9 protein-coding genes and 1 pseudogene are annotated in these 16,329 nt (G+C 58.7%); 4 read left to right on the forward strand and 6 right to left on the reverse strand.

The window, feature by feature from the left end:
• Window positions 1–216 precede the first annotated feature (216 nt).
• The 4 genes from aceE to msrA all read left to right on the forward strand — a co-directional run bounded on the left by aceE (window position 217) and on the right by msrA (window position 8,271).
• Window positions 217–2,862: a pyruvate dehydrogenase (acetyl-transferring), homodimeric type gene (gene aceE / locus ACM530_RS07565; RefSeq protein ID WP_124416260.1), complete on the forward strand. Its 2,646-nt coding sequence runs from the start codon at window positions 217–219 to the stop codon at window positions 2,860–2,862.
• Between the two features lie 11 nt (window positions 2,863–2,873).
• On the forward strand, window positions 2,874–4,538 hold the full coding sequence (gene aceF, locus ACM530_RS07570) for a dihydrolipoyllysine-residue acetyltransferase (RefSeq protein ID WP_416364527.1): 1,665 nt from the start codon (window positions 2,874–2,876) through the stop codon (window positions 4,536–4,538).
• Between the two features lie 318 nt (window positions 4,539–4,856).
• Entirely contained in the window at window positions 4,857–7,550 is a 2,694-nt protein-coding gene (locus tag ACM530_RS07575) for a putative bifunctional diguanylate cyclase/phosphodiesterase (protein WP_242198870.1), read from the forward strand.
• Between the two features lie 73 nt (window positions 7,551–7,623).
• Window positions 7,624–8,271, forward strand: coding sequence for a peptide-methionine (S)-S-oxide reductase MsrA (gene msrA, locus ACM530_RS07580; protein ID WP_106577569.1), 648 nt, complete (start codon window positions 7,624–7,626; stop codon window positions 8,269–8,271).
• Between the two features lie 139 nt (window positions 8,272–8,410).
• Here msrA and ACM530_RS07585 read toward each other — a convergent pair whose 3' ends face one another.
• The 6 genes and pseudogenes from ACM530_RS07585 to putP all read right to left on the reverse strand — a co-directional run bounded on the left by ACM530_RS07585 (window position 8,411) and on the right by putP (window position 16,020).
• On the reverse strand, window positions 8,411–9,247 hold the full coding sequence (locus ACM530_RS07585) for a 23S rRNA (adenine(2030)-N(6))-methyltransferase RlmJ (protein ID WP_016975658.1): 837 nt from the start codon (window positions 9,245–9,247) through the stop codon (window positions 8,411–8,413).
• 233 nt (window positions 9,248–9,480) lie between these two features.
• The gene (locus tag ACM530_RS07590; protein WP_416364528.1) at window positions 9,481–10,206 is read right to left on the reverse strand and encodes a DUF4123 domain-containing protein; all 726 of its coding nucleotides are present in this window, start codon (window positions 10,204–10,206) and stop codon (window positions 9,481–9,483) included.
• Window positions 10,207–10,917: 711 nt separating this feature from the next.
• On the reverse strand, window positions 10,918–11,307 hold the full coding sequence (locus ACM530_RS07595) for a hypothetical protein (RefSeq protein WP_416364529.1): 390 nt from the start codon (window positions 11,305–11,307) through the stop codon (window positions 10,918–10,920).
• The gene (locus ACM530_RS07600) at window positions 11,304–11,948 is read right to left on the reverse strand and encodes a hypothetical protein (RefSeq protein WP_416364530.1); all 645 of its coding nucleotides are present in this window, start codon (window positions 11,946–11,948) and stop codon (window positions 11,304–11,306) included. Before ACM530_RS07600 ends, ACM530_RS07595 begins: the two co-directional genes overlap by 4 nt.
• Window positions 11,949–12,327: 379 nt before the next feature.
• A pseudogene (tssI, locus tag ACM530_RS07605) lies at window positions 12,328–14,331 on the reverse strand (type VI secretion system tip protein TssI/VgrG); the annotation flags it as partial.
• Window positions 14,332–14,535: 204 nt separating this feature from the next.
• Window positions 14,536–16,020, reverse strand: a complete 1,485-nt coding sequence (gene putP, locus ACM530_RS07610; protein WP_145160050.1) for a sodium/proline symporter PutP — start codon at window positions 16,018–16,020, stop codon at window positions 14,536–14,538.
• Window positions 16,021–16,329: the final 309 nt, after the last annotated feature.

Consider the following 16,329-nt stretch of genomic DNA (forward strand, 5'->3'; position numbering starts at 1 on the left):
TATGCTCACCAGCCAGACCGAGCAATCCACTCGGTCTTGTGTAGTTTTACTACTCGTATATACATTCGAAAGGCTGAAATGGCCGACGATTTGTAGTAAAACTACAGGACGCCGAAGCAACCTTCGGCCATCCAAGAATTTATGTCGTCTGCCCACAAGGCCAGTCGCAAACTTCAGGCAACCGATTCTGGTAGCCTTTCCGCCCTGGAGCAAGCCATGCAAGACCTCGATCCCGTCGAAACCCAGGAATGGCTGGACGCCCTGGAATCGGTTCTCGACAAAGAAGGCGAAGACCGTGCTCACTACCTGATGACCCGTATGGGCGAACTCGCGACCCGCAGCGGCTCGCAATTGCCTTACGCCATCACCACGCCATACCGCAACACCATCCCCGTTACCCACGAAGCACGCATGCCTGGCGACCTGTTCATGGAACGCCGCATTCGCTCGTTGGTACGCTGGAACGCCATGGCGATGGTAATGCGCACGAACTTGAAAGATTCTGACCTGGGCGGTCACATCTCCAGCTTCGCTTCCAGCGCAACCCTGTATGACATCGGCTTCAACTACTTCTTCCAGGCCCCGACCGACGAACACGGCGGCGACCTGATCTACTTCCAGGGCCACACTTCTCCAGGCGTTTACGCCCGTGCGTTCATGGAAGGCCGCATCACCGAAGAACACATGAACAACTTCCGCCAGGAAGTGGACGGTAACGGCCTGTCGTCGTACCCGCACCCTTGGCTGATGCCTGATTTCTGGCAGTTCCCGACTGTATCCATGGGCTTGGGCCCGATCCAGGCGATCTACCAGGCACGCTTCATGAAGTACCTGGAAGCGCGTGGCTTCATCCCTGAAGGCAAGCAGAAAGTCTGGTGCTTCCTGGGCGACGGCGAGTGTGACGAGCCGGAATCCCTGGGCGCCATCTCTCTGGCCGGCCGCGAGAAGCTCGACAACCTGATCTTCGTCATCAACTGCAACCTGCAGCGCCTCGACGGCCCGGTTCGCGGCAACGGCAAGATCATCCAGGAACTCGAAGGCGTGTTCCGCGGTGCTCAGTGGAACGTGACCAAAGTCATCTGGGGCCGTTTCTGGGACCCACTGCTGGCCAAAGACGTCGACGGTATCCTGCAACGTCGCATGGACGAAGTCATCGACGGCGAGTACCAGAACTACAAAGCCAAAGACGGCGCGTTCGTACGTGAACACTTCTTCAACACGCCTGAACTCAAGGCAATGGTTGCAGACCTGTCCGACGACGAGATCTGGAAACTCAACCGTGGCGGCCACGACCCGTACAAGGTCTACGCGGCGTACCACGAAGCGGTCAACCACAAAGAACAACCGACCGTCATCCTGGCCAAGACCATCAAGGGTTATGGCACCGGTGCCGGCGAAGCGAAGAACACTGCGCACAACACCAAGAAGGTTGATGTTGAAAGCCTGAAGCTGTTCCGCGACCGCTTCGACATCCCGGTCAAGGACGAAGAGCTGGAGAACCTGCCGTTCTTCAAGCCAGAGCCAAACAGCGCCGAAGCCCGCTACCTCAGCGAGCGTCGCACTGCACTGGGCGGTTTCGTGCCACAGCGCCGCGCCAAGAGCTTCAACATCCCGACACCGCCACTCGATACCCTCAAGGCTATCCTGGACGGCTCGGGCGACCGTGAAATCTCCACCACCATGGCCTTCGTGCGGATCCTCGCGCAGCTGGTCAAGGACAAGGAAATCGGTTCGCGTATCGTCCCGATCATCCCGGACGAAGCCCGTACCTTCGGTATGGAAGGCATGTTCCGTCAGTTGGGCATCTACTCCTCCGTCGGCCAGCTCTACGAGCCAGTCGATAAAGACCAGGTGATGTTCTACAAGGAAGACAAAAAGGGCCAGATCCTCGAAGAAGGTATCAACGAAGCGGGCGCCATGAGCTCCTTCATCGCTGCCGGTACTTCGTACTCCAGCCACAACCAGCCGATGCTGCCGTTCTACATCTTCTACTCGATGTTCGGCTTCCAGCGTATCGGCGACCTGGCGTGGGCAGCAGGCGACAGCCGTACCCGTGGCTTCCTGATCGGCGGTACCGCCGGCCGGACCACGCTGAACGGCGAAGGCCTGCAACACGAAGACGGTCACAGCCACATCCTGGCTGCCACCATCCCGAACTGCCGCACCTTTGATCCAACCTACGGCTATGAGCTGGCGGTGATCATCCAGGACGGCATGAAGAAGATGACCGAAGAGCAGCAGGACGTTTTCTACTACATCACCGTGATGAACGAGTCCTACCAGCAGCCAGCCATGCCGGCCGGTGTCGAGGAAGGCATCATCAAGGGCATGTACCTGCTCGAAGAAGACACCAAGGAAGCGGCGCACCACGTACAGCTGATGGGCTCCGGCACCATCCTGCGCGAAGTGCGTGAAGCGGCCAAGATCCTGCGTGAAGAGTTCAACGTCGGCGCTGACGTGTGGAGCGTTACCAGCTTCAACGAACTGCGTCGCGACGGCCTGGCAGTGGAGCGTAACAACCGCCTGCACCCAGGTCAGAAGCCAGCGAAAAGCTACGTTGAAGAGTGCCTGGCCGGCCGTAAAGGTCCAGTCATTGCCTCTACCGACTACATGAAGCTGTTTGCTGAACAGATTCGCCAGTGGGTCCCGTCCAAGGAATTCAAAGTCCTGGGCACCGACGGTTTCGGCCGCAGTGACAGCCGCAAGAAGCTGCGTCACTTCTTCGAAGTTGACCGTCACTTCGTGGTGTTGGCAGCCCTGGAAGCCTTGGCTGACCGTGGTGAGATCGAACCTAAGGTGGTGGCTGACGCTATCGTCAAGTTCGGGATCAACCCGGAAAAACGCAACCCACTGGACTGCTGAGGAGATTTTTTGTGAGCGAACTCATTCGCGTACCTGACATCGGCAGCGGTGAAGGTGAAGTAATCGAGCTGTTTGTGAAAGTCGGCGACACCGTCGAAGCCGACCAGAGCATCCTGACCCTGGAATCGGACAAGGCGAGCATGGAAATCCCTGCTCCCAAGGCCGGCGTGGTCAAAAGCCTGAAAGTGAAGCTGGGCGACCGCCTGAAAGAAGGCGACGAACTGCTGGAACTGGAAATCGAAGGCGCCGCAGACGCGGCCCCTGCGGCGGCCCCTGCGGCGGCTCCTGCTGCTGCACCTGCACCGGCTGCTGAAAAGCCTGCCGCCGCTGCCGAGGCGCCTGCAGCCCCGGCCGCAGCTCCGGCTGAGGCCTCTGTTCAGGACATTCACGTCCCGGACATCGGTTCGTCGGGCAAGGCCAAGATCATCGAGCTGCTGGTCAAGGTCGGCGACACCGTCGAAGCCGACCAGTCGCTGATCACCCTGGAGTCCGACAAGGCCTCCATGGAAATCCCATCGCCGGCTGCCGGCGTGGTGGAAAGCATCGCGGTCAAGCTCGAAGACGAAGTCGGCACTGGCGACTTCATCCTCAAGCTCAAAGTACAAGGCGCTGCGCCGGCTGCTGCTCCAGCACCGGCTGCGGCTGCACCTGCTGCAAAAGCTGAAGCGGCTCCGGCTCCGGCTGCTGCCGCCCCTGCACCGGCTGCGAAAGCCGAGGCTGCACCGGCTCCTGCGGCTGCCGCACCTGCGCCACGCGGTGCCAAGGTTCACGCCGGCCCAGCCGTGCGTCAGCTGGCCCGTGAGTTCGGTGTTGAGCTCAATGCTGTGTCGGCCACTGGCCCGCACGGTCGTGTGCTGAAAGAAGACGTGCAGGTTTACGTCAAGGCCATGATGCAGAAGGCCAAGGAAGCTCCGGCTGCCGGCGCTGCTACCGGTGGCGCTGGTATTCCGCCGATTCCGGTCGTGGACTTCAGCCGCTTCGGCGAAACCGAAGAAGTGCCGATGACCCGCCTGATGCAAATCGGCGCGTCGAGCCTGCACCGCAGCTGGCTGAACATTCCGCACGTGACCCAGTTCGACCAGGCCGACATCACCGACCTGGAAGCTTTCCGCGTTGCGCAGAAAGCCGTGGCCGAGAAGGCTGGCGTAAAACTGACCGTGCTGCCACTGCTGCTCAAGGCCTGCGCGCACCTGCTCAAGGAACTGCCGGACTTCAACAGTTCGCTGGCGCCAAGCGGTAAAGCGATCATTCGCAAGAAATACGTGCACATCGGTTTTGCAGTTGATACCCCGGACGGCCTGCTGGTGCCTGTGATCAAGAACGTTGATCAGAAGAGCCTGCTGCAACTGGCTGCTGAAGCGGCTGCACTGGCCGCCAAGGCCCGTGACAAGAAGCTGACTGCAGACGACATGCAAGGCGCGTGCTTCACCATCTCCAGCCTCGGGCACATTGGCGGCACTGGCTTCACGCCGATCGTCAACGCGCCGGAAGTGGCGATCCTGGGTGTGTCCAAGGCCACTATCCAGCCTGTGTGGGACGGTAAAGCGTTCCAACCGAAGCTGATGCTGCCGCTGTCGTTGTCCTACGATCACCGTGTGATCAACGGCGCCGCCGCTGCACGCTTCACGCAGCGTCTGAGCCAACTGCTGAACGACATCCGCACCATCCTGCTGTAAGCCGCAAACGGGCCTCCCTTTCACCGGGGAGGCCTGGCTGCACCGATTTCCGAGCGCCACGCTCGTACCTCAACCCCGCCACTTGGCGGGGCTTTTTTTGGCCTGCTTTTTTGTCGGGGTAAGGGCTGTAGCGCGTGCGTCAACTCGCCACCCATCACCTGGATTGTAGAAACCGCTCCCGCGGCCGATAACAGCCATATAGCACTTAGCCTTCATCCTCTCTTGTCAGTGCGTGCCGCATGATGCAACCTTGCCGCAGGCGACAGTAAAGAGGGCGTGAGCCCGGCGCCGTGCGCATTTTTCCAAGCGAGTTTCCCCATGAAAAGCCAACCCGATGCCGCCCATATGGCGGCCGAGGTAGTGACGCAGTTACCGGTGCCTTCGCGCCTCGGCATGCTGCGTTTCGAACGGCTTAATGAGGCAAGCTGGGCGCTGCTGTACCTCGACCCCAATTGCGAGCGCCAGTTTGGTCTGCCGGCGGTCGAACTGTGCGCCCTGGTCGGCACGCCCTACGCCAGCTTGATGGAACCGCAGGCGCGCTACCAACTGCACGACGCCATCCAGCAACAACTGACCCAGAGCCCGCATTACCTGGTGCGCTACACCTTGCACACCAGCGACGGGCCTTTGAGCCTGCTGGAAATGGGCGAGACCTACAAACAGCACAATCGCCACCTGCTGCGCGGCTACCTGATGGTGGTCGACGGACTGTTTAGCGAAATCCCCACTGCCGTCCCGACCGCAGACCTGGAAAACCAGAACAGCCGCCTGCAGATCGCCCTGGAACTCAACCAGCGTGCCCAGCAGGAACAGTTGCAGCACCTGGAGCGCGTGCGCGCCCAACAGGAGCTGATCCTGCTGCTGGCTCGCCAGCGCTACACCACGCCCAACTCGCTGCAGGAAGCCGCCGAGCTGATCACCCGCAGCGCGTGCGACATCTACCAGATCGATTGCGCGAGCATCTGGAACCTGGAAGGCCAACGCCTGGTGCCGATCTCGGCGTACCACCGCGACAACCAACAGCACCACTTGCCTGAAGCGATCGACGCCAGCGGCTTCCCGGACTACCTGGAAGCCCTGCACTCGAGCCGCGCCATCGACGCCACCCATGCGTTGCGTGACCCGCGCACCCGGGAAATGGCCGAAAGCCTGCGCGCCAAGGACGTGCACGCGATGCTCGACGCGAGCATCCGTGTGGATGGCCAAGTCATCGGCGTGCTGTGCCTGGAACAAAGCGGCAGCTCGCGTGCCTGGCAGGCTGATGAGATCGCCTTCGCCGGCGAGCTGGCGGACCAGTTCGCACAAGTGATCAACAACCACAACCGGCGCGCCGCCACCAGCGCGCTGCACTTGTTCCAGCGGGCTGTGGAGCAAAGCGCCAACGCGTTTCTGCTGGTCAATTGCGACGGCGTGGTCGAGTACGTCAACCCAAGCTTTACCGCGATCACCCAGTACAGCGCCGAAGAAGTCCATGGCCATCGACTGGCGCAGTTGCCGGCCCTGGAAAACCTCAGCGAAATGCTCTTCGACGCACCGTCGAGCCTGGCCAAGAGCAACAGCTGGCAAGGTGAGTTCAAGAGCCGACGCAAAAACCTCGAACCCTACTGGGGCCAGCTGTCGATTTCCAAGGTGTATGGCGACAACCGTGAGTTGACCCACTACATCGGCATCTACGAAGACATCACCCAGACCAAGCTGGCCCAGCAGCGCATCGAGCGGCTGGCCTACACCGACAACCTGACTAACCTGGGCAACCGCCCGGCGTTTATCCGCAACCTGGATGAGCGCTTCGCGCGCGACAGCGACAGCCCGATCAGCCTGTTGCTGGTGGACATCGACAATTTCAAGCGGATCAACGACAGCCTCGGCCACCAGACCGGCGACAAGTTGCTGATCAGCCTGGCCCGGCGCCTGCGCAACAGCCTGAGTGCCAGCGGCAGCCTGGCGCGGTTTGCCAGTAACGAGTTCGCGGTGTTGCTCGACGACACCGACCTGGAGAGTGGCCAACAGGTCGCCAGCCAGTTGCTGGCAACCCTCGACAAACCGATGTTCGTCGACAACCAACTGATCAGTGTCACCGGCTCCGTGGGCCTGGCCTGCGCGCCGTTGCACGGCCGCGACCCGCAAACCCTGATGCGTAACGCCGGGCTGGCCCTGCACAAGGCCAAGGCCAATGGTAAACACCAGGTACAGGTGTTTACCGAGGCGCTGAACGCCGAGGCCAGTTACAAACTGTTTGTGGAAAACAACCTGCGCCGCGCCCTGACCCAAAACGAGCTGGACGTGTTCTACCAGCCCAAGCTGTGCCTGCGCAGCGGCCGGCTGCTGGGCATGGAAGCGCTGTTGCGCTGGAACCACCCGGAAAAGGGCATGATCCGTCCCGACCAGTTCATCAGCGTGGCGGAAGAAACCGGGCTGATCATCCCCATCGGCAAATGGATCGCGCGCCAGGCCTGCCGCATGAGCAAGCAATTGAGCGCCGCCGGCATGGGCAACTTGCAGGTGGCGATCAACCTGTCGCCCAAGCAATTCTCCGACCCGGATCTGGTGGCCTCGATTGCCACCATCCTCAAGGAAGAACAGTTACCCGCGAAACTGCTGGAGCTGGAGCTGACCGAAGGTTTGCTGCTGGAAGCCACCGAAGACACGCGCCTTCAACTGGACCAGCTGAAGAGCTTTGGCCTGACCCTGGCCATGGATGACTTCGGTACCGGCTATTCGTCGCTGAGCTACCTGAAGAAATTCCCCATCGACATCATCAAGATCGATCGCAGCTTTATCCACGAAATCCCGGACAACCAGGACGACATGGAAATCACCTCGGCAGTGATCGCCATGGCCCACAACCTCAAGCTCAAAGTGGTGGCCGAGGGCATCGAAACCTCCGAGCAACTGGCCTTCCTGCGCCGGCATCGTTGCGATGTGGGCCAGGGCTATTTGTTCGACCGGCCGATCCCCGGTGCAGAGCTGCTCGAGAAGCTTAAACGCTACCCGCGCGGGCCAATCGCCTGACAGCGCTGTAACACTCGGGCACACTGGCTGTCTGAATCTTTACCGCTAACTCAACCTGACGAGAGGACTGCTCATGGTCTTGCGCTCGGAAATTCTGGTGAACAAAAACGTGTTGCCCACTCAAGAACAAGCTTTGCCTGGCCGTGAAACCCCGATGGCACTGCCAGAGACGCATTTCGTCAACGGCAACCCGCTGCTCGGCCCCTTTGTCGACAACGTCGAGTTCGCGATCTTCGGCCTCGGTTGTTTCTGGGGTGCCGAACGCCGGTTCTGGCAGCGCGACGGTGTGGTCAGCACCGTGGTCGGCTACGCCGGCGGCTACACGCCGAACCCCACTTACGAAGAAGTCTGCTCGGGCCTGACCGGCCATAGCGAAGTGGTACTGGTGGTGTTCGACCAAGACAAGATCAGCTACGAAGAGCTGCTGAAAATGTTCTGGGAGCTGCACAATCCGACCCAAGGCATGCGCCAGGGCAACGACATCGGCAGCCAGTACCGTTCGGTGATCTACGCCGTGAAGCCTGAGCATCTGGAAGCGGCCAAAGCCAGCGCCGAGGCGTATCAGGGCGAGCTGACCAAGGCCGGCCTGGGCACCATCACCACAGAAATCGAAGAAGCACCGACGGTGTACTTCGCCGAGGCGTATCACCAGCAATATCTGGCGAAGAACCCACAGGGCTATTGCGGGATCGGCGGCACGGGCGTGACCTGCCCGATCTAAGCACAACGCAGATCAAAAAATGTGGGAGCGGGCTTGCTCGCGAATGCGGTATATCAGTCGACATATCTGTTAACTGACACTCCGCTTTCGCGAGCAAGCCCGCTCCCACATTTAGTCTTGTGCTTGGCTTGAGATCTGATTACTCAGCGATAAGCCAATCCATCTGCCACCCACCCTGGGTCTGGCCAAGTTTCTTGGACAACCACGGCAGCAGCTCACGCAACTCCTCCTCCAAACCCCACGGCGGGTTGGCAATCGCCAGGCCCGAGCCGGTCAGGGTGTTGGGCGTGTCCAGCGGATGCACCAGCAACTCCACCCGCAGCAACTTCGGCGCACCGGTGCCGGCCAGGTCCTGGTAGAAGCGGCGCAACATGCGCTGGTCTTTCACCGGGTACCAGATCGCCGCAACGGTCTGGCGCATGCGGCTGACCGCTTCCTTGAGGGACGCCGCGCAGCGCTGCATTTCGTCGAGCTTTTCAAACGGCGGATCGATCAGCATCAACGCGCGCTTTTCCGGCACCGGCAGCAAGGCACGCGGCACATGCCAGCCTTCGCCCAAGTGCACTTTGACGCGGCGATCGCCCTTCATGTTGTCCTTGAGCAGCACGCCGTCTTCCGGGTGTTTTTCATTCAGCAGCACACGATCCTGAGGCCGCGTGAGGCGGCGCGCCAGTTCTGGCGAGCCCGGGTAGTAGCGCAACTGGCCATCCGGGTTCATCTCATGCAACACGCGCATGTAGTCGGCGGTCAGCGGCGGCAGGTCGCTCTCGCCCCACAAGCGGGCGATGCCTTCCAGGTATTCACCGGTGCGGTTGGCCTGATCACCTTGCAGGTCGTACAGCCCGATCCCGGCGTGGGTGTCGAGGTAGGCGAACGGCTGCTCCTTGCGCGACATCAGAGCGATGAGGCGGGTCAAGGTCAGGTGTTTGAAGACATCGGCGTGGTTGCCGGCGTGAAAGGCGTGACGATAATTCATGGTTGCTCCTGCGCAGGGGGCGAAGTTTACCTTCTACAGGAGCAAAGGGGCAGAGTGTGGCGAGCGGGCTCACCCCGCGTTGGGCTGCGCAGCAGCCCTGAAACGGTCACCGCGTTCTTTTTTTTGCCAGAACTCAGTGGCAGGTTTTGGGGCCGCTACGCAGCCCGACGCAGGGCAAGCCTGCTCGCCACAACAACCCCTCACACTGATGGCTATTTTCAGCAGGCGCTGCGTCAACTCAACTCTGAGGCCAGATAGTCGGCCAGCGCCCCCTGGCTGACATCCGCCCCGCGCGCAAAGCAGGCGACCTTGTGGCGCAAGATCGCAGGCTTGAAAGCGGTATGCAGGTCGGGGCGCTGCTCTTCGAGCCATTGCAGCAAGTTGTCGATCAGCACGTGGGGTGATTGCTCTGCCAGATGCTCCAGCAACGAGGCAGGCACTTGCCACCATGGGCTGGTTTTGGCGGCAGTGACCGGGCCAGTCGCAACCGTTAGCGGTTGGCCGTTGATCAGGTAACGTTGAAATACCGGCAACACCTTCCCCGCCTCATCGCCGATGTTTTGCACAATCGCCAGAAATTGACCGCCATCCCAGAAGCGCAAAAATACTTCCTGCCCCTCGGGCAACAGCACCTTGGTCAAGCTTTGCAGGTGCGCGACCACTGTTTCCAGTGGGCTGGACGATACGGCCAGCCAACCCCAGTCCGTAGATTCGGTGGTTGCTATCCAGTCGAGGAATAGGCTTTCGGGCTCGATGATGGCGACGTAAGGCATGACCTCAGTCCACTCAGCATAGGCCGTGCTTGCCCAGATGGGCTGGGGCGGCATACCAGCTGCCATTTTTCGCCAGACATCTACCGGCTTTGCGTCGCTGGCGTTACTGAGAATGACGAAGGCATTCTCAGTCGTCTGAAGGGGACAATGGGTTAACCAAGTTTCTGGTAACAACTGATTCGGCATTAGGTACATTCCATTCAAAGGAGGACGCAAGCAATGATTCGTTTTTCATAACAATTGCTGTCACAAACAAAGCGTCAACAATTACATTTTGAAAAGCTCTCGCCTAATCTAAAACCAATCAACATCCTCCCATCCCACAAGCTCTCCTATTACAAGCAAAATAAAAATACCAAGGCCGGAGGCCACTGAACAGACACCTAGACTTTTCAAAATAAATTTGAGCATCTTCGGAAACTCAGCGTAGTCCTCAGCACTAAGACATCCGTGTTTTATAGAGTGTGCGGGGAAGGCGAAAGCACCGATCACAGCCCTTATCGCCCACGATCTACTTATAGGATCCCAACCGATACTTCCACCCGAACTTATAACATACCAACTACGCCTGAAGTTCTTCCGTATCTTTTCGATCTTAAAATAAGAAGATACAAAGCCCATACAGGAACAATCAAAATAAATAAAAAACACGCAACCATTAAGCTCCAGTAAATAATCCTTGCATCTTCAAAGGACAAAGTTGAGGCAACAAAGCTAAACATGTCACAACACCCCATGGGTCAATGTACAACCTCATAGATATTTTCGCCTAACTTTTCGCCCCTATTGCCAGACAATGCACTTACACTTGCCAACGCCTTTACGCACCAGAGGTCCGAGACAGTTATTCAATTGACTCAGTAAATTTTATCGCTACGCGATAAAATCTTAAGTACTCTAGGTAGGCCACCCTAGAAAATTAATTGCCAAGGCCATCACCACACCACCTAATGTGAGCACAATTGCTGCTGTCGCAGAGGATACAATCCAAAAATTTAAGGGCTTCGGAAACCGCCTATAGTCATCTGGGTCAAGCTCACCTCTTTCAATTGATTTTTGAGGAAAAACCAACACACCCGAGACACCACTTAGAATATAAAACTTACCGACCAGCCCAGCGCTCAAAAGGGAGCTCCTATTTTGAACAACTAATGACCGCCCCAAACATCTGACAATTTCTGACATTCTAAAAAAAACCATATAAAACCAAATACCAATAATAAAAATACCGGACAAAAACAAGCCTAAGGAGGACATCAAAAAAATGATTTCCGAGTCATTTATCATCGGACAACCTTATAAACAACTTCCCCAATAGTTTCACCCACTTTAGAAAATGCGTTACCCCCTACAGCAGATCCCAACCCCGCGACTACAACAGCGCAAACCGCTCCACCCACCCCGACGGTAGCAACGCCAATACCGACACATATGGCCCCACTTCCCATAGCACCAACCACCCCACCAGTTACCATTCCAACGAATGCCCCACTTTCGGTGAACTTGACCTGCTGACACTCATCCCTGCTTCCAACTCGACACGTTTCCTTCACCTTCAATGCGGACGCTGCCCCCCCTAGCCCAATACCGACAAACCCGCCGACCTTCATATACTGGCTCGCCCGCGCCACACTTTGAATATGCGTCGCATATCCAGGAATCCCCCCTGACACACCCGCTTTGCTCCAATGATGAACCAAACTACGACTGGAAATCCCCAATGCTTTTTTGAGCTTTGGGTGATCGGCAATGCCAACTCCTTTGCGTACCAGAGGCCCGAGGCTGTTATCCAGTTGAGTTAACAGCTTCTGACGTTTGGCGAAAAATTCTGCACCTTGCAAATTGCCCTGAGCCTGAAAGGTTTTGACGTGCAACTTTTCAAGATCTACGAGGACGGACTTGGTCCGCGTTAAATGATTTTCCACCATGCTGGATCCCACCCCCAACGCCATCGAACTCTGCGCCAAAAAAAGCACCAACCTCTTGCTGGTGCTCAACCATAAACGCCGCCTCGTCATCGCTCATCGGCGTCAGTGCATCGTTCACTTCTTTCGCCGCCTCCATCAGCAATGCCTCTTCACGCGTGCATTGGCTGTTAAGCGGGTCGCTGAGGACGAGCATTTGCCCCGGCCTGGCGTACTGCGTGAGTTGTGGATTGAGGCCGCGAAACCGCTCCAGCACGATCGCACTGGGCGATTCGAACAGCGACTTTTCCAAGGCATCCCGAGACATTGCGCGCTGCACGATATGAAACCCCGGCTCGACGCCAGCAGCTTTCCCGGCAGAGGGTCCCGGACCTTTATTCCCATGCTGCGGGAGGTCACACTGGCCGTTCTTGCAGCGCTCGCACTCTTCGCAAAAAGGTGCGCTACGTTTCAGGCTGGCCACTTGCACGCGGCTTAACGGGGCAGGAACAACCGCCAGCAGCTTTTCCTTTATCCCCGGCATTAACGGCGCAGTCGCGGCAGCCGGCGCGCCGCCAAGCTGGATCGGCACGCTGCTGAAAATCCCACCCGCCGACAGCGTGATCGACTGCCCTCCGGCCTGGATTGTCACGCTCGCACCGGCGTCGATGACGATGCTCTGCCCCGCTCCGATCTGGATGGTGCGACCTGCACGCATCTGCTGCGAGCCACCGACCACCAAATGATCGTCCTGCTTGAGTTCAGTCAGGCGGTTGCCATGGGTAATGCGCTGCTCTTCGCCTTGCAGTTCATGGTGCGACTCGCCGCCCACTTTCACCCGGCGCTGGTTATCCACCTGCACTTGCTGGTCATGCAGCACATGCTGAGTCCAATCGCGCTGGGCGCGCAGGTAGATTTCCTCGGCGCCTTTGCGGTCTTCGATGCGCAGCTCGTTGTAACCGCCACCCCCCGGGCTGCTCTGGCTGCGAAAGATGCTGCGGGTCTTGTCTGCCGGCAGGTCAAGGGGCGGAGGGTTCGCCGCGTTGGGCAGGCAGCCCATCACCAGCGGCATGTCCAGGTCACCATTGGCGAACCCCACCAGCACTTCCATACCGACCCTGGGTATCAGCACCGAGCCGTAACGATCATGCGCCCAGCCACTGGCGACACGCAGCCAGCAGCTGGAGTGCTCGTTGTGTTCCCCGTCACGGTCCCAGGCCAGTTGCACCTTGACCCGGCCGTATTCGTCGCAATGGATTTCACTGTCGGCAGGCCCGGTAACCACCGCGTGTTGATAACCGCCGATGCTCGGTCGCGGCAGTTCAGGCAAGGGTGGGCGGAAAATCACATCCCATGGCACGGCGATAAACGTGTTGTGATAACCCTGACGTAAACCCTCACCTGAAGCCTCAGTAACAGCCTCTTCCAGCACCTGGGGTTGTTTGCCCTGATGGGAAACCTGGGTGACCAGCCACAAATCATTCCAGCTTTCTCGCGGGTGCCCGCCAAGCCTGAGGAACCGGCCACTGCCCAAGGCGGGATCATCGCCTTCACCCTGGGCGGCTCTTGAGTCTCTGCGCAGGCGCTCCAAGCCTCGCTGCGCAAGGTATTTTCCATGGGGGCGATCGGAAAAGTGGCCGGGATACTGCTGCATTTCAAGGCGCGGAAGCTGTTCGCCAGCCACGGCACTTTCCAGCGTCAGGCGCGGCTTACGAAAATCATAATCGCGCAGGTTTACCCCTGTTGTGCGGGTTTCCAGTTGCATCGCAAAGCGCTTGATCGCCGGTGTTGCCGCCACCATCCCGGAACCGGGGCTGTAGGGAGTGGGGTGTTCGGCCTGGGCGAACACCGTCTGGTCATCACCGAATACCAGCAGGTGCCCATCGGGCGAATGCTGGAAGTGGTAGTGGATGCCCACCTCGGCGCACAGACGTTGAATGAACGCCAGATCAGTCTCGCCGAACTGCACGCAATACTCGCGCAGTGGATAAGTACCGCTCAGGCGAAACTCAAAGCGGTCGCTCAGGATGCCTTGCCCGACCAACACCAGCGCCACAATCTGCGGCACACTCTTGTGCTGAAAAATACGCTGATGACTGCTGTGCGCCAGGTACTTAAGATGCGGCACAAGACGGATCTGATAACGCGTCAGGCGCCGCCCCGACTCGCCCTGCCCGACTCGATAGACCAGGCCATGCACCCCATGCCCCAGCTCATCGAACCCCAGATAGGCCTGGCGATGCAGCAGGCTTTCCAAATCGAGATCGGGCTGTTCGCTGACCAGTTCAAGGTCGATACAGTAAGGCTGACTCAGCGCCTCCTCACCCTGGAAGCTGTAGACCTTGAGGTCGCTGGCAACCCCATCCAGGGTCAGGTTAAACGCACTTTGATTGGCAGGAGCGAACATCCGGTGTTTCTCTGCGAAGGGTAGGCGGCCGATTCTGCACTACGGGTGCGCCCTGCTGAGCACGCCCCAGACAAATCAGTAAATCCCTACGCGCGCGCATCAGAAAGTTCTTCGGACCAACCCAAATCACACGCAAAAAAAGGCCCGCAATCCGTAGGACGCGGGCCTTTTTTCCAATTCAACGGGCGCTTAACACCCGACGAATTACTTGTTGAGGTTGTAGTCTTTTTCCGCCGCGTCAAAACGCTCGACCATACCGGCAGTCGGTGCGCCCAGCTTGCTGACGACGTAGATCGCCAGGCTGGCGAAGATAAAGCCCGGGATGATTTCGTACAGGCCCAGCAGCTCGAAGTGCTTCCACACAATCACAGTGACCGCGCCGACCAGGATGCCGGCCAGTGCGCCGTTGCGGGTCATCTGTTTCCAGATCACCGAGATCAGCACCACAGGCCCGAACGCGGCGCCAAAACCGGCCCAGGCGTAGCTCACCAAGCCCAGCACGCGGTTGTTCGGGTTGGCTGCCATGGCAATCGCGATCAGGGCAACCAGCAGCACCATCGCGCGGCCGACCCACACCAGCTCAACCTGGGAGGCGTTTTTGCGCAGGAAAGTTTTGTAGAAGTCTTCGGTCAGCGCGCTCGAGCACACCAGCAACTGGCAGCTCAGGGTACTCATGACCGCAGCCAGAATGGCCGACAACAGCACGCCGGCGATCCACGGGTTGAACAGCAGCTTGGCCAGTTCGATGAACACACGTTCGTGGTTCTCGTTGACCGGGCCGGCCACTTCCGGGTGCGCCGAGAAGTAAGCGATACCGAAGAAGCCCACCGCCACGGTGCCGCCCAGGCACAGGATCATCCAGGTCATGGAGATGCGACGCGCCTTGGCAATCGACTTCACCGAATCCGCCGCCATGAAACGCGCGAGGATGTGCGGCTGGCCGAAGTAACCCAGGCCCCAGCCCATCAGCGAAATGATGCCGATGAAGGTGGTGTTTTTCAGCATGTTGAAGTTGTCGGGGTTCTTGGCTTCGATCGCCAGGAACGTGGTGTCGATGCCACCGGTGGCCAGCAACACAATGATCGGCGTCAGGATCAGCGCGAAGATCATCAGCGTGGCTTGTACGGTATCTGTCCAACTGACTGCCAGGAAACCACCGACGAAGGTGTAGGCAATTGTCGCGGCAGCACCGGCCCACAGCGCGGTCTCGTAGGACATGCCGAAAGTGCTTTCAAACAGACGGGCGCCGGCCACGATGCCGGAAGCGCAATAAATGGTGAAGAACACCAGAATCACCACCGCAGAGATGATTCGCAGCAGGCCGCTTTTGTCTTCGAAACGGCTGGAGAAGTAATCCGGCAGCGTCAGGGCGTCGCCGTTGTGCTCGGTCTGCACCCGCAGGCGGCCGGCCACGAACAACCAATTCAGGTACGCGCCGACGATCAGGCCGATGGCGATCCAGCTTTCCGACAGACCGGACATGTAGATGGCGCCCGGCAGGCCCATCAACAACCAGCCGCTCATATCGGAAGCACCGGCGGACAACGCGGTGACCACGCTGCCGAGGCTGCGACCGCCGAGGATGTAGTCAGAGAGGTTGTTGGTGGAGCGATAGGCCATGAAGCCGATCAACACCATTGCTGCGATGTAGATCACAAATGTGATCAGGGTAGGATTACTTACGCTCATAAGAGTGACGCCCTGGCTTTGTTTTTATGTAGCGACGGTCTGTGTCAGACGGCCACCCGTTGATAAGCGGATAGACGAGACTGCGTGCCGTGCATTTATGACTGGCGTTTCCCCAGGAAAGCCGCCAGCCGATGAACCGAACCTTGCAGGCGGTTGCACCTTGGGCGCGAATGCTATTCAACAAAGCAAATAAGGTGCAACCAGTTTCTTGAGAATAAGTTGCACCTAGACATGTTTAGGCCAAACCCATGGTTTTTTGCTCCTTTTCGGAGCAAGAACAGCCGACCTCAGAAGTAAACGCACCAAGGG

The sequence above is a fragment of the Pseudomonas sp. NFX183 genome (assembly GCF_047943075.1).
Classification (GTDB): domain Bacteria; phylum Pseudomonadota; class Gammaproteobacteria; order Pseudomonadales; family Pseudomonadaceae; genus Aquipseudomonas.

Bases quoted from the DNA above. Each gene is read 5' to 3' on its own strand.
- aceE (WP_124416260.1), top strand. From the start codon at position 217: ATGCAAGACCTCGATCCCGTCGAAACCCAGGAATGGCTGGACGCCCTG.
- ACM530_RS07575 (WP_242198870.1), top strand. From the start codon at position 4,857: ATGAAAAGCCAACCCGATGCCGCCCATATGGCGGCCGAGGTAGTGACG.
- msrA (WP_106577569.1), top strand. From the start codon at position 7,624: ATGGTCTTGCGCTCGGAAATTCTGGTGAACAAAAACGTGTTGCCCACT.
- ACM530_RS07585 (WP_016975658.1), bottom strand. From the start codon at position 9,247: ATGAATTATCGTCACGCCTTTCACGCCGGCAACCACGCCGATGTCTTC.
- ACM530_RS07590 (WP_416364528.1), bottom strand. From the start codon at position 10,206: ATGCCGAATCAGTTGTTACCAGAAACTTGGTTAACCCATTGTCCCCTT.
- ACM530_RS07595 (WP_416364529.1), bottom strand. From the start codon at position 11,307: ATGATAAATGACTCGGAAATCATTTTTTTGATGTCCTCCTTAGGCTTG.
- ACM530_RS07600 (WP_416364530.1), bottom strand. From the start codon at position 11,948: ATGGTGGAAAATCATTTAACGCGGACCAAGTCCGTCCTCGTAGATCTT.
- putP (WP_145160050.1), bottom strand. From the start codon at position 16,020: ATGAGCGTAAGTAATCCTACCCTGATCACATTTGTGATCTACATCGCA.